This window comes from Streptomyces sp. NBC_01454, assembly GCF_036227565.1.
In the GTDB taxonomy this organism is placed as follows: Bacteria; Actinomycetota; Actinomycetes; order Streptomycetales; family Streptomycetaceae; genus Streptomyces.
In genome coordinates this window covers 4,788,831-4,801,068 of record NZ_CP109460.1, presented here as the reverse complement: position 1 = coordinate 4,801,068, position 12,238 = coordinate 4,788,831, and the positions used below count along the sequence as shown (strand labels likewise).

Genomic DNA, 12,238 nt, shown 5'->3' with positions numbered 1-12,238 from the left:
GGGGCAACCGAGAGGAGCCCGTCATGGACCGGATCGCTCAGCGGCACGGCGCACGGGCCGCCCGCTCGCACGGCACCGTGGAGACCGAACACGGCGCGACGACCCAGGCCACCGACCGGGCCGGCTCCCCGCAGCGGGCCCCGGGAACGACCGGGATGGCGGGAATGCCCGGACGCATCCCGGCGAAGGTGTCGCTGCCGATCATCACCGCGCTCGCCTTCGGCCTCTTCACCATCTTCCGCACCCACACCGACGGCACCAAGGGCGGTCCGGCCATGCTGTACGGGCTGACCGCGTTCGTGGTCTCCGGGGCACTCGGGCTGGTGGTGGCCCACTTCCAGTCGTCCATGCTCACCGAGACCCGGGCGATCGCCTACGGGGTGGTCTTCGGCGGCTCGCTGGGCTGGTGCTACAGCCTCGGCGGGGAAGCCATCCTCAAGTCGTGCGCCTTCGGCTTCACCATGGGCGCCGTGATGTTCGTCGTCTCGCTCTACGTCTTCCGCACCCACCGCGTCCGCGAGCCGCACGGCGAACACCGCCCCCACAAGGCTCACCGGCCCCACGACCTCCCGGTCGCCACCCACTGAGACACCGGGAGCAGCCGCCCTCACCACTCATCCAACCCTCACCACTCATCCGTCATTGACGCTCCATCCGTCATTGACGGGACGACTCCGGCGCCGCCATGCCGCCTCCGCCGCATGGCGCGCGACCACCTCGGGGTCGGTCACCTCCACGGCCCGCCCGGCCACCCTGACGTCACCGTCAGGGTGTCCGGCGTCCCGCCCCGGCACGTGACACCGCCGGCCGGCGGACCCAACTTCCCACCCTGAACGGCAAGTTGAGAGCAGCCGTACCCGAACTCCCCCTCGACGACTCGGAGTTCAGCCACATCCCTCCCTCAGCCGACGCGGCCACATCGCACCGCGCCCACCCCGCACCACCGGGCTGCGCACGGCCACGAGGCGAACCGGCCCACCACGGTGCGTAGCCGAACGACGGCGTACGGTGCCCGAGATGGCGAGGCCAAGGCGGCGGGGTGAGAAAGCGAGCCGGCACTTCCGTCATCGCCACTCCCCGGCGTCACACTGGGCAGTAGACCGATACGCGTGAACATTCAGGCATCGGCAATGATCAGTCGTCGGGGATGATCAACATCGGGACGATGCCTGGCCGTTCCCTCGCCGCAGAAAGTCCTCATACGGCGTTGTTAAAACTTAAATAACTCTCCGAGTGGTGAGAGAGTGGATGGTATGAGCAGCGAAGCCGCAGCCGAGCCGCACTGGCTCAGCGACGAGGAGCAATACGCCTGGCAGTGCTACCTGCACGCCACCACGCTCCTGGAGGATCACCTCGACCGCCAGCTGCAGCGCGATGCCGGAATGCCGCACGTGTATTACGGCCTGCTCGTCCAGCTCTCCCGCGCTCCCCGCCGTCGGATGCGGATGACCGAGCTGGCCCAGAACGCCAAGATCACCCGCTCCCGCCTCTCCCACGCGATCGCGCGCCTGGAACGGAACGGCTGGGTGCAGCGGGAGAACTGCTCGTCCGACAAGCGGGGCCAGAACGCCCACCTCACGGACGAGGGGATGCGGGTCCTGGAGAAGGCCGCCCCCGGCCATGTCGCGGCCGTACGCGCCGCGATCTTCGACCGGCTCTCCCCGGAGCAGGTCGCTCAACTCGCCGAGATCTGCCAGGTCATGACCGAGGGGCTGCAACCGAAAGGTGCCGACCTCCCCTGGCTCCGCTGACGGTTCGGCGAAGCCGGAAGAAGCCCGGCACCTGTGGAGCGGTCGAGGCGGTGCGGCGGCGCGCCGGGCCGGAAAGCCCGGCACACGTACGGGACAGGCCCGGCGCACGTACGGGACAAGCCCGGCGCACGTACGGGGACAGGCCCAGCACACCTAAGGGACGACCCTGGCGCACGTAGGAGCGAGGTAGGAATGCGGTAAGAGTGGGCCGGAGACGTCGACGCTCCGAGCGCCCCCGACCGCACCACCCCTACGGGACCAGCGTCCCTCATGGGACCAGGTGGCCCCACCACCCCTACGGGATCAGTGCGCCATCACCGGGACCGGCACCTCGTCCTCGCCCAGCGCCGCGCCCTCGCCGTCCTGCGACGACGCCACCGGCGAACCGCCGCCGGGCCGCCCGGTGTTGATGAAGGTGAAGGCGATCACGCCCGCCAGGGCCAGGATGCCGACCGCCCACCAGATGGCGGTGGTGTAGCCGTGCACCATCGCCTGGAGCTTGAGCAGGTCGAGGGAGCGGGCACCGGCCGCGTGCGAGGTGGCGTACGCGGTGGTGGCACTGGCCGCGATGGTGTTCAGCAGGGCCGTACCGATCGCGCCGCCCACCTGCTGCGAGGTGTTGACCATCGCGGAGGCGACACCGGCGTCGCGCGGCTGGACACCGTGCGTGGCCAGCGACATGGCCGGCATGAACGCCGTACCCATGCCGAGACCCATCAGCAGGAAGCCGGGCAGGATCAGCGCGGGGTAGGACGTGTCCAGGTCGATCTGGGTCAGCACCAGCATGCCGAGCGCGGCGACCGTGAAACCGGGCGCCATCAGCAGCCGCGGCCGGACGCGGGTCATCAGCCGGGCGCCGATCTGCGTCGAGCCGGTGATCATGCCGACGATCATCGGCAGGAAGGCCAGACCGGTCGTCACCGGGGTGTAGCCCTTCACGATCTGCAGGTAGTAGGTCAGGAAGAGGAAGAGACCGAACATGCCGATCACGGCCAGACCCAGCGAGGCGTAGATGCCGGCGCGGTTGCGGTCCGCGACCACCCGCAGCGGCAGCAGCGGCGCCTTCACCTTGGACTCGACCAGCACGAACGTCAGCAGCAGCACGACGGCCGCGGCGAACAGGCCGAGCGTCGGGGCGGCCAGCCAGCCGTCGGACTCGGCGCGGGTGAAGCCGTAGACCAGCGAGACCAGGCCGAGGGTGGCCAGGATGACGCCGGGAACGTCCAGCCGGGAGGTGTTACGGCTCTCCGCGGGCTCGCGGATGACCAGCAGGGCACCGGTCGCGGCGACCACGGCGAACGGGATGTTCACGAAGAACGTCCAGCGCCAGTTCAGGTACTCGGTCAGCACCCCGCCGAGGATCAGGCCCACGGCGCCGCCGCCGCCCGCGATCGCACCGAAGATGCCGAACGCCTTGGCGCGCTCCTTGGCCTCGGTGAACGTCACGGCCAGCAGGGACAGCGCGGCCGGCGCCAGCAGTGCGCCGAAGACCCCCTGCAGCGCCCGCGCACCCATCAGCATGGCCTGGTCGGCCGCGGCCCCGCCGAGCGCGGAGGCGACCGCGAAGCCGATGAGTCCGGTGACGAAGGTCCGCTTGCGCCCCCACAGGTCGGCGATGCGCCCGCCGAAGAGCAACAGCCCGCCGAAGGCCAGTGCGTAGGCGGTGATCACCCACTGCCGGTTGGCGTCGGTGATACCGAGGTCCTGCTGGGCGGAGGGCAGCGCGATGTTCACGATGGTCGCGTCGAGCACGACCATCAGCTGGGCGAGAGCGATGAATATCAGCGCTTTCCAGCGCCGGGGGTCGACGTATGTGGGTGTTTCAGGCATGACGGGATCCACCTAGTGGTGCGGTGAGCGAACAAGAGCAAGAGCAAGGCCGGCGGACCGGGCGGCCGTCAGGACGCAGGAACGCACGAACGCAGGACGGGACGTAGGAGTGGACGGACGAGCGGGACGGTGGGGCGGGACGAGTCGGTGGGTCGGGCAGGAAGCGTGGGAGGTATGACGGCGTGGTGCCGGGGTTACGAGCGGCGCCGGAGATCTTCCAAGGTGGCCGGGGCCCCGGGAAGTTCGGAACGGGCGGGCGCCTGCAGGCCGTCCAGGAACAGCTGCAGATGACGGTGCACGAACTTGTCGAAATCCATACCGCCGCTGCTCGGCAACGGCCTGGTCAGCTGGGTGAGCGCGACCATCAGATCGCCGACGGCGATGTCGGTACGCAGCTGGCCGCTGTCGCGTGCGGCGCCCATGACGGCCTCGATGGCCGCCTCCAGACGATCACCCGCGGCGAGCAGGTCGGGGTGGTCGCGGTCGACGCCGTCGGAGAGCAGGGGGCACAGCGCCCCGATCCGCTCCTCCACCGCGGCGTGGACGAAGCGCCTCAGCGCTTGGAAAGCATCGGACTCCTCGGCAAGGGCGCTCTCCGCTCGGTCCGCGGTACGGGACATGACGGACAGGGTGACGTGGTGGATCAACTCCAGGCGATCCGCGAAGTGACGATAGAGCGTCGCATTACCGACACCCGCGCGTCGAGCGATTTCATCGAGCGGGACCTCGGCCCCGAACTCGACCATCGTCTCGCGGGCGGCCGCGATGATCCGCTCCCGGTTGCGCAGGGCATCGGCCCGCAGACGGGGCTGCTGCCCCTCTTTCCCGGACTTCGCACAAGCAGTGGTGGCGGCCACGGCGGCTCACTCCTCTCATCTCTCAGCACATCTCTGACCACACGGGTCTCCGGACGATCAGGCGGCCGGAGGGCCATCCGAACCGACGGGCCATACGGCCGGAGGCGCGACCGCCGGCCAGCCCGGCCGACCGGGTGACCACGGCTTGCACACCGGACCACCGGACCACCGGGCGACCGGACGACCGGGCGACCCGCCGGCTCGGCGACCCGACGACCGGCCCACCGAACCGGGGATTCGCCCCCCGTTTCATCCGGACGTCTGGTTAAACGGGGATCCCCTCCCCGGATATTTCACTCCCCGACGTGACCTGAACCACACCCCACCGGGACCGGTCCGGGTCCGCCCCACCCGAACCGCCCCACCCGAACCGCCTCTCCAGACCGACCCATCCGGCCCCGCCATGACTCCGGTTGACGTAACCCCGCGCGCGAGCGATCACCCGTCGACACAAGGTGATCGGTATGAAGCACAAGGTATCCGCGGTTCTGGCCGCAGGAGCGGCCACCGCGGCCGCGGCGATAGCCCTGGGCTCACCGCCCAGCGCCGTGGCCATACCCACCGGGCCCGGCGCCTCGCCGAGTGGCCCGTGTGCCCTGCGCGGCATCAGCGACGACGTCGCCGAATCCGCGGAGACCCCCACAGGTTTCGCCCGATCGTCCGGTCCCGTACGGGCGCTCACCCTCTTCATCGACTTCCCGGACGCGCACGCGACCCTCTCCCCCCGGGCCCGCTTCGCCGAGTTCTTCCCGGCCGCGACGGAGTATTTCCGCATCAGCTCCTACGGCAGGCTGACCTACCGCCCCATACCGCTGTTCCGGTGGATCCGGATGTCACGGCCGCTCGCGGCGTACGGCATCGGGCGGGGTGCCAGCTTCGACCCGACCTCGGACGGCGGCTATCACGCCCTGTCCCGGGAACTGGTCCGCGCCGTCGACCCGCTCGTCGACTTCCGCGACTACGACGTCATCAACGTCATCGCCACCCCCAACGCGGGTCCGCCCGCGACCCGTACGGTCCTGTCGGTCACCTTCAGCGGTGGCGACATGGGGCTGCGGACCGCCGACGGGGTGCCGTTCCGGAACGCGTCCTTCATCTGGAGCCGGCAAACCGGGTCGAGCGCCTTCCGCGTCCTCAACCACGAGAACGCCCACAGCTTCGGCCTGCCCGACCTCTACTTCACCGACGACCGCGACGACTCACCCCCCGTAGGCCACTGGGATCCGATGGACGAGGACTGGGGGCCGAGCAACGACTTCGTCGGCTGGCACAAGTGGAAGCTCGGCTGGCTCTCCGCCGAGCAGGTGCACTGCGCTCCACGCCACGGGACGCCCGGCGAACACACCCTCACCCCCCTCTCCACCCCCGGCGGCACCAAGATCGTCGTCGTCCCGACCTCCCACCGCACCGCCCTGGTCGTCGAGGCCCGCATCCGCGGCCTGCTCGACCCGGCCGTCTGCCAGCCGGGCGTCCTCATCTACCGCGTCGCCACCCACGTCCCCTCGGGCCGCGGCCCGCTCCGCATCGTGGACGCCACCCCGCACAGCGGAGGCTGCTACCGGGACAACAAATACGTCGACCCGGAACTGACGGACGCCACCTTCGGCCCCGGCGAGACCTTCACCGACCGCACCAGCGGCGCAGCCGTCACCGTCCTCACGGAAAACCCGGACGGCACCTACCGCGTACGGGTCACCCCGGCGCGCGATTGACGCCCCCACGTCACCACGCAAACGGGGAAACAAACCGGCGAGGCACCCCGAACGGCCCCCGCACTCCTCCCCCTACTCCTCCCCCTATTGCTCCTCCCGCCAGTGCCGCCGCCCGATGCTGATCAGCCGCAGCTGCCGGCGCGCGACCCGCACCACCTGCTCGGCCGCGCCCTCCATGCCGTCCGCCTCGGCGTCGAGCAGCGCCGCGGCCGTCGTCACCAGCCGGTCCACATACAGCTCCGCCAGCATCCGCACATCGTCATCGCGCCAGCCCTCCGACACCGGCTGCGTCTTCAGCGCCGCCGCGACCTCCTCCGCAAACCGGTCCAGCTCCCCCGCGATGGCCTGCCGGACGGCCCGTACGCCACCGTGCCGCTCACGCGCCACGAACCGGATGTGCAGCGGATACCGGCGTACGTGCTGCTCCACGACCGCGACCGTCCGGTCGATCCGCTCCTCGGCCCCGTCCTGCTCGGCGAGGATCGCGCGCACCATCACATGCAGGCTCCCCAGCGCCTCCTCGACCAGCGCGACACCCAGCTCCCCCATGTCGCGGAAGTGCCGGTAGAACGCGGTCGGGGCGATGCCCACCACCCGCGTCACTTCCCGCAGCCCCAGGCTGCTCAGGCTCTGCTCCTCCAGCAGCCCGAGCGCCCCGTCGAGCAACGCCTGACGGGTCTTCTGTTTCTGGGCCTGCCGCACTCCAAGACTGTGACTCATGTCATCTAGTAAACAACCGTTCTCCGAACTACTCCACTCGCGGACGGTCGTAGACTGAGGGAACTGAGTGAACAACTGTCCTCTGGAACTGGAAAGGAAGATCATGCTCTTCCTCGTCGCAGCCCTCCTCCTGATGGGGACCCTGCTGGGCACCGCGGCACACCTCCCCGTCCCCGTCACCCTCGTCGCGGCCGCCGTCATCGCCGGCTGGCTGCTCGTCTTCTTCCTCCGCGAACGCCGCCACCAGCACGAGGTGACCTCCCGATGACCACGCTCAGCGAAGCCGCCCGGACGATCTCGCCCGCCCCGGCCCCCGAGCTCCAGGCCCCGCACCGGCCCGCCTCCCACCTCCGCTCCCACGCGGACGGCATGGCTGTGGCCTCCTTCATCCTCGGCCTGCTCGGCACCCTGGTCCTCAACCTCCTCCTCGGCCCCTGCGCCCTGACCCTCGGCGGCCTGGCCCTGGCCCGCGGCACCAACCGCCGCGGCCGCGCCCTCCTGGGCATCGCCCTCGGCGCCGCCGACCTGCTCCTCCTCGCCCTCCTCACCACCACGGACGGCACGATCAGCTGGCACATCGGGGGCTGACACCGGACGCATGAGCCCGCGACCGCCGCCACCCCGACGGCGCGGCATCAGGCGTACACACCGATGGCGGTGACCGATTCATCGGCCACCGCCATCGGCACGCCATGGCTCAACCAGCCATCATTTCAGTGGCACTTACCCCCGACGAGGCGACGTGACCACACAGCCGGACCACCTCACCGCCTTGAGCCCCATGGCCACCCACGGCACGTCCAGGGGCCTCACCCCCAACACAAGCAACCTCCAGCGCACCCATCAGCTACCCTGTCAGGGGTCCAAACCCATGCCTCCGTAGCTCAGGGGATAGAGCACCGCTCTCCTAAAGCGGGTGTCGCAGGTTCGAATCCTGCCGGGGGCACAGAGAAGCACCAGCGCAGATGCCCTCCCGTCCAACAGACGGGAGGGCATCTGTGCTCGTAGCGCACATATGGCGCACATGCCTTCGCGGTCATTTCCGACGGCGCTGACCGCATCCTCACCGCCCCTGCCCGGGCCGCCCTGACCACCACCCTCGGCAGGCCCACGGTGCAAGAGGCCAGCTTCGCCAGGTCCTCGGGGGGCCGGCTACTCCTGCACGACCCGCCTCAGGAGTTCGTCCTCGACGGCACGGAGCTTCTCGCGCCAGTCGCGGGCAGCCTTGGGGTTGCGGCCCATGCGTCGTGCCACGGCGTCCTGAGCGCGCTGGGCGGCGAAGGCTCGGCGCTCACGGAGCTGCTCGATGGTGAGGCCGGAGAGATCGGCGTGCCAGTTGTCGGAAAGCTTCCAGCGACTCATGGCTTCAGGGTGCCGCCGACCACGATCCGGCCGCCAGGCGTTTTCGGCCCCCACCCACAGCATTGCCAGGGCCGGCACGGAACTTCGCCTCCGCGCGGCCGGAGAGAAACGCCGGCACCGCGAGCCGGGTGGGGTGATGAATCAGGTCGTTGAGTGGCGGGGGGGGGGGGGGGGGGCGTGGGTCGGTGCTCGTGTGGCACCTGAGGAAGGGGCCGGGCGGCCCGAAGACGGCGGACAGTGCGGCGGTGAGAGCGAGCAGAGCCAGGTACGCCGCCGTGAGTCGTCGCGCGCTCATGAAGCGGGGGACGGTCTGGATGATTCCGGGGCGGTAAAGCCAGGTCGGACCCATGCCCGACCTGGCTTCTCCGTTCTCGCTTCCGGTGCCAGGGGCTGCCCGTCCGTCAGTTCTCCGGGTGGTGGACGGAGAACACCGTGTAGGCGTGCGGGTCGGGCTTGGCGAGTTCGGCGGCCTTGTCGCGGTAGTACTGGACGTTGGGGTCGCCCATGGTCGCCTTGATGTCGGCCTTGCTGCGCCACTGGGCGTAGTAGACGAGGCGCTTGCCGTCGAGGCTGGTGAGGATGTTCACCGAGATGCATCCCTGACGGTGCCGGATGAAGCGGTCGGCGCCCTCGCTCATCACGTCGGCCAGTTCCTTCTGCCGGTCGGGCTCCACTTCGAAGACGTTGATCATGGCGAAGGTGCCGTCGTCGGTGCGGATCACGGTTTCACTCATGGTGTGTGGTGTTCCTTTCCTGGTCGGCCTGTGCGGGCTGCACGGCCGGTGCGACTTTCGGGGTCGGGGGAGGAGGCTTCGGGGAAGGAGGCGTCGGGGGTTGGTCGGGGTCGTCATGGGGGCCGGGGCCCCCGCGGCGGGCGGGGTCGGTCAGTGGAGGGCGGAGCCGGCCAGGCGGGGGGTGGGGCGTGGGGGTGGGGGTGTTGCCCAGGCGCGGGCCACCTCGAGGGCCTGGGCCGGGTTGAGGCGGGGGTCGCAGTGGGAGGCGGGGGCCGGGGTGCCGGCCTGCTCTTCGCCGGTGATGTCGCGTTCGGTGACGTCGCGTTCGGTGCTGCCGCTCTCGGCGAAGTCGCGTTCGGTGCTGCCGCTCTCGGCGAAGTCGCGTTCGGTGCTGCCGCTCTCGGCGAAGTCGCGTTCGGCGGGGTCGAGTTCCGCGGGGATGGGGCGCGCGGGAGCGCGTTCCGCCGGGTCGTCCCAGACGCATTCCGTCACGTCGTACGGGGTGGTTTCGAGGTGGAGGCCGGCGGGGGTGCCGCCGGCCTCGGTGACGGCGGTGAGGAAGGCGCGGACCTCGGTGAGGAGTGCGCGGACCGAGCGGATCTTCGTGCCCGTAGGGGACTTGAGGGTGTTGCCGTGCATCGGGTCGCACAGCCACACGACGGGGTGGCCGGCCCGGTGCACGGCGGCGACCAGGGGCGGGAGGGCGGTGGCGGCCGTCCGGGCGCCCATGCGGGCGATGAGGGTGAGCCGGCCGGGCTCGCGGCCCGGGTCGAGGCGGGCGCACAGGGCGAGGAGGTCCTCCGGCCGGGTCGTCGGCCCGACCTTGCAGGCGACGGGGTTGGCCACGTGCGCCAGCATCATGGCGTGCGGGCCGTCCGGGTGCCGGGTGCGCTCGCCGATCCAGGGGAGATGGGTGGAGGTCAGCAGGGTCTCGCCGGCAGGGGTGCGGCGCAGCAGCGGCAGCTCGTAGTCGAAGACGAGCGCCTCGTGGCTGGCCCACACCGGTGCGGCGGTGGCCGGTGTCCGGGGGCTGGTGCGCTGCCGCAGGCAGGTGAGGGCGTGAGACGCGGCGCGGTAGCAGTCCAGCATCCGCTGCGGGTCGGCCCGGCGCGCCGGCGGGGTGGGTTCTGGGGCGTTGACCAGGTGACCGCGGTAGACGGGCAGGGTCAGACCGGCGACGGCTTCGGTCGGGGCGCTGCGCGGCTTGGCGAACTGCCCGGCGATCCGTCCGATGCGCACCACCGGCTTGCCCGTGCCGGCCTCCATCACCCCGGCCAGGGCGTCGAGCAGCCCGGCCTTGCGGGTGACCGCCGACGGCGCGCACTCGGCCGGGTCCTCGGCGCAGTCGCCCGCCTGGATCACGTGCCGGTCACCGGCCGCGGCCTCGGCGAGCAGGGTCCGCAGCAGACGGACCTCCTCCCAGGTCACCAGGCCGGGCAGCCGGGCCAGTTCGCCGCCGATGGCCGCGGCGAGGACCGGGTCGGGCCAGTCCGGCTGCTGTGCGGCCGAGCCGATGCCCCAGGCGGCGCGCACGTCGGGCCCCGTGCCGGGTCCGTCGGGAAGGCGCAGCGGCGGGTGGCCGGGCGGTCGGGTCGTGTGAGTGGTCCTGCCGTGCGGTGCTGACTGCATACCGGCCCCCGTGTTGTGGTTCGCTGTGTGCTTGCTGGCTCCGGCCTGTCCTGGCCCTGGTTCCTGTCGTCCGGGCTCGCGTCACCGCAGCGGCGGCTCCCCGGCCGGCAGCCGGCGGGCCAGCGTCAGGCCGTCCGCGATCGGCAGCATGACCAGCTCGACGCGGGGGTCGCGGCGGGCGTGCGCGTTGAACTCACGGATGGCCGCGGCCTTTTCGCCGGGCTGTTCCGCGAGCACCTCGCCGTTGAAGAGGGTGTTGTCGGCGAGGAGCAGGGCGCCGGGGCGCAGGCGCGGCACCAGTTCCTCCCAGTAGCCGATGTAGCCGGGCTTGTCGGCGTCGATGAAGGCCAGGTCCAGGTGCGGCTCGGCGGGCAGGGCGCGCAGGGTGTCCAGTGCGGGGCCGAGGCGGAGCTCGATGCGGTCGCCGACGCCGTCGCGGTCCCAGAAGTCGCGGGCGAGCGAGGTCCATTCGGCGGAGACATCGCAGGTGATCAGCGAGCCGTCGGCGGGCAGGCCGCGGGCCAGGCAGAGCGCGGAGTAGCCGGTGAAGGTCCCGACCTCGACGATGCGGCGGGCGCCCAGGAGGCGCACCAGGAAGGTCAGCAGGGCGCCCTCCTCGGGCGCGACCACCATGTGTGCCTGGTCGGGGATCGCGGCGCCGGTGCAGGCGATCACCTCGGCCAGGAGCGGGTCGGGGGTCATCCGGCCCTGGTCGAGCAGGTAGTCGTGCAGCTCGGGGGTGAGCGGCAGATTCCTGGGGCTCAGCGTGTCGTTGCGCAGCATGGGGTCTCCGGTGTGGGTAGGGGCGGGGCGGCGTGCGGGCCGGGGGCGGGTCTCACGCGGGTACGTCCGGGCCGGTGTGCCGCCACTCCCGGTAGGCATGGCGTACGGCCTCGGTGTCCACGGGGACCCGGTCGAGGAAGGCCCGCAGATCGCCGGGGCAGTGCAGCTCGAAGCGGCGGCGCCGGGAGGGCTGCCCGTGCTCGCGGACGAAGTACAGGACGGTCGAACCCTGGGGGCCCTCGTGGGGGTTGTGTCCGCCGCCCTCCCACAGCAGGCCGGCCTCGGCACGCCAGGCCGTGACGAGGTTCTCCAGCAGCGGGAGGCTCGGCCGGCCCACCACGAACGCGGTGTGGTCCTCGAAGCCGTGCGCGACTTCGGACGCGGCCAGCCGCGGGTCGAACGCGGCGCAGTCGCGGGGGAAGAGGAACACCTCGACCGCCGGATGGCGTCGTCCGTCCGGCAGGTCCAGCCGGAGCCGGGTGAGGTGGACGTCGCAGCGCGCCGGGTCGAGACCGTGGCGTTCGCTCAGCCTGCGGCGCACCACCGTGCTCGGCACGGTGGGCAGCGGTGCCAGGCCGCACTGTTCCAGATGGTCCAACCCCGCGGCGAGGGTCTGCGGAAACAGCAGGACTGCGCAGTGGTCGAACCGGCAGTTCCGCTCGGTCAGGGACGTGGCCCCGCCCTGTGGCCCGGCCGGTTCGAGAAGCGACGACACCGGGGCGCTCGACGCGAGGCCGGCGTCGCGGATCGCGTCGGCAAGCCGCCGCAGATCGGTGCCGGAGAATGGACTGCCCACCGGCAATTCGCTGTCCACGGAGGGTAATTCGCCGACGGAACGCACACTTTCCTTTGTGGTGTGA

13 protein-coding genes, 1 tRNA gene and 1 pseudogene are annotated in these 12,238 nt (G+C 71.2%); 6 read left to right on the top strand and 9 right to left on the bottom strand.

The features are described 5' to 3' along the window. Positions 1–23: 23 nt before the first annotated feature. Positions 24–587 (top strand): hypothetical protein, encoded by a 564-nt coding sequence (locus OIU81_RS21365; RefSeq protein WP_329150256.1) that lies wholly within the window; start codon positions 24–26, stop codon positions 585–587. 102 nt (positions 588–689) lie between these two features. Here the strand turns inward: OIU81_RS21365 and OIU81_RS21360 are convergent. Next, positions 690–791, bottom strand: a pseudogene (locus tag OIU81_RS21360) (pyridoxamine 5'-phosphate oxidase family protein); the annotation flags it as partial. 462 nt (positions 792–1,253) lie between these two features. Between OIU81_RS21360 and OIU81_RS21355 the strand changes: the two are divergent. After that, entirely contained in the window at positions 1,254–1,751 is a 498-nt protein-coding gene (locus OIU81_RS21355; RefSeq protein WP_329150254.1) for a MarR family winged helix-turn-helix transcriptional regulator, read from the top strand. Between the two features lie 303 nt (positions 1,752–2,054). On the opposite strand, the gene OIU81_RS21350 is transcribed toward OIU81_RS21355, so the two are convergent. Together OIU81_RS21350 and OIU81_RS21345 are read right to left on the bottom strand one after the other, a co-directional pair. After that, positions 2,055–3,581: an MFS transporter gene (locus OIU81_RS21350; protein ID WP_329150252.1), complete on the bottom strand. Its 1,527-nt coding sequence runs from the start codon at positions 3,579–3,581 to the stop codon at positions 2,055–2,057. A gap of 194 nt (positions 3,582–3,775) precedes the next feature. After that, on the bottom strand, positions 3,776–4,438 hold the full coding sequence (locus tag OIU81_RS21345; protein ID WP_329150249.1) for a TetR/AcrR family transcriptional regulator: 663 nt from the start codon (positions 4,436–4,438) through the stop codon (positions 3,776–3,778). A 464-nt stretch (positions 4,439–4,902) separates the two neighbouring features. Between OIU81_RS21345 and OIU81_RS21340 the strand changes: the two genes are divergently transcribed. Then, on the top strand, positions 4,903–6,150 hold the full coding sequence (locus tag OIU81_RS21340) for a M6 family metalloprotease domain-containing protein (RefSeq protein WP_329150247.1): 1,248 nt from the start codon (positions 4,903–4,905) through the stop codon (positions 6,148–6,150). Positions 6,151–6,234: 84 nt separating this feature from the next. Here OIU81_RS21340 and OIU81_RS21335 read toward each other — a convergent pair whose 3' ends face one another. Beyond that, complete coding sequence (locus OIU81_RS21335; protein ID WP_329150245.1) at positions 6,235–6,870, bottom strand: TetR family transcriptional regulator; 636 nt, start codon at positions 6,868–6,870, stop codon at positions 6,235–6,237. Between the two features lie 67 nt (positions 6,871–6,937). On the opposite strand from OIU81_RS21335, the gene OIU81_RS21330 reads away from it, so the two are divergent. From OIU81_RS21330 to OIU81_RS21320, 3 genes are all read left to right on the top strand, one after another. Beyond that, positions 6,938–7,138 carry a hypothetical protein gene (locus OIU81_RS21330; protein WP_329155620.1) on the top strand — a complete coding sequence of 67 codons (201 nt, stop codon included), beginning with the start codon at positions 6,938–6,940 and terminating at the stop codon, positions 7,136–7,138. Continuing rightward, on the top strand, positions 7,135–7,458 hold the full coding sequence (locus tag OIU81_RS21325) for a hypothetical protein (RefSeq protein WP_329150243.1): 324 nt from the start codon (positions 7,135–7,137) through the stop codon (positions 7,456–7,458). Before OIU81_RS21330 ends, OIU81_RS21325 begins: the two co-directional genes overlap by 4 nt. 285 nt (positions 7,459–7,743) lie before the next feature. Next, positions 7,744–7,816 (top strand) — tRNA-Arg (locus tag OIU81_RS21320). A gap of 206 nt (positions 7,817–8,022) precedes the next feature. Here the strand turns inward: OIU81_RS21320 and OIU81_RS21315 are convergent. From OIU81_RS21315 to OIU81_RS21295, 5 genes are all read right to left on the bottom strand, one after another. Next, positions 8,023–8,232, bottom strand: coding sequence for a hypothetical protein (locus OIU81_RS21315; protein WP_329150241.1), 210 nt, complete (start codon positions 8,230–8,232; stop codon positions 8,023–8,025). A 401-nt stretch (positions 8,233–8,633) separates the two neighbouring features. Then, a complete protein-coding gene (locus OIU81_RS21310; RefSeq protein WP_329150239.1) occupies positions 8,634–8,966 on the bottom strand; it encodes an antibiotic biosynthesis monooxygenase family protein in 333 nt (110 codons plus the stop codon). A gap of 150 nt (positions 8,967–9,116) precedes the next feature. Continuing rightward, positions 9,117–10,595 carry a 3-deoxy-7-phosphoheptulonate synthase gene (locus tag OIU81_RS21305; RefSeq protein ID WP_443074889.1) on the bottom strand — a complete coding sequence of 493 codons (1,479 nt, stop codon included), beginning with the start codon at positions 10,593–10,595 and terminating at the stop codon, positions 9,117–9,119. An 81-nt stretch (positions 10,596–10,676) separates the two neighbouring features. Then, positions 10,677–11,378 (bottom strand): O-methyltransferase, encoded by a 702-nt coding sequence (locus tag OIU81_RS21300; protein ID WP_329150235.1) that lies wholly within the window; start codon positions 11,376–11,378, stop codon positions 10,677–10,679. A 52-nt stretch (positions 11,379–11,430) separates the two neighbouring features. Further along, a complete protein-coding gene (locus tag OIU81_RS21295; RefSeq protein WP_329331152.1) occupies positions 11,431–12,174 on the bottom strand; it encodes a hypothetical protein in 744 nt (247 codons plus the stop codon). Positions 12,175–12,238 lie beyond the last annotated feature (64 nt).

Coding starts and splice junctions, on each gene's coding strand:
- OIU81_RS21365 (WP_329150256.1), top strand. CDS start 24: ATGGACCGGATCGCTCAGCGGCACGGCGCACGGGCCGCCCGCTCGCAC.
- OIU81_RS21355 (WP_329150254.1), top strand. CDS start 1,254: ATGAGCAGCGAAGCCGCAGCCGAGCCGCACTGGCTCAGCGACGAGGAG.
- OIU81_RS21350 (WP_329150252.1), bottom strand. CDS start 3,581: ATGCCTGAAACACCCACATACGTCGACCCCCGGCGCTGGAAAGCGCTG.
- OIU81_RS21340 (WP_329150247.1), top strand. CDS start 4,903: ATGAAGCACAAGGTATCCGCGGTTCTGGCCGCAGGAGCGGCCACCGCG.
- OIU81_RS21335 (WP_329150245.1), bottom strand. CDS start 6,870: ATGAGTCACAGTCTTGGAGTGCGGCAGGCCCAGAAACAGAAGACCCGT.
- OIU81_RS21325 (WP_329150243.1), top strand. CDS start 7,135: ATGACCACGCTCAGCGAAGCCGCCCGGACGATCTCGCCCGCCCCGGCC.
- OIU81_RS21315 (WP_329150241.1), bottom strand. CDS start 8,232: ATGAGTCGCTGGAAGCTTTCCGACAACTGGCACGCCGATCTCTCCGGC.
- OIU81_RS21310 (WP_329150239.1), bottom strand. CDS start 8,966: ATGAGTGAAACCGTGATCCGCACCGACGACGGCACCTTCGCCATGATC.
- OIU81_RS21305 (WP_443074889.1), bottom strand. CDS start 10,595: ATGCAGTCAGCACCGCACGGCAGGACCACTCACACGACCCGACCGCCC.
- OIU81_RS21300 (WP_329150235.1), bottom strand. CDS start 11,378: ATGCTGCGCAACGACACGCTGAGCCCCAGGAATCTGCCGCTCACCCCC.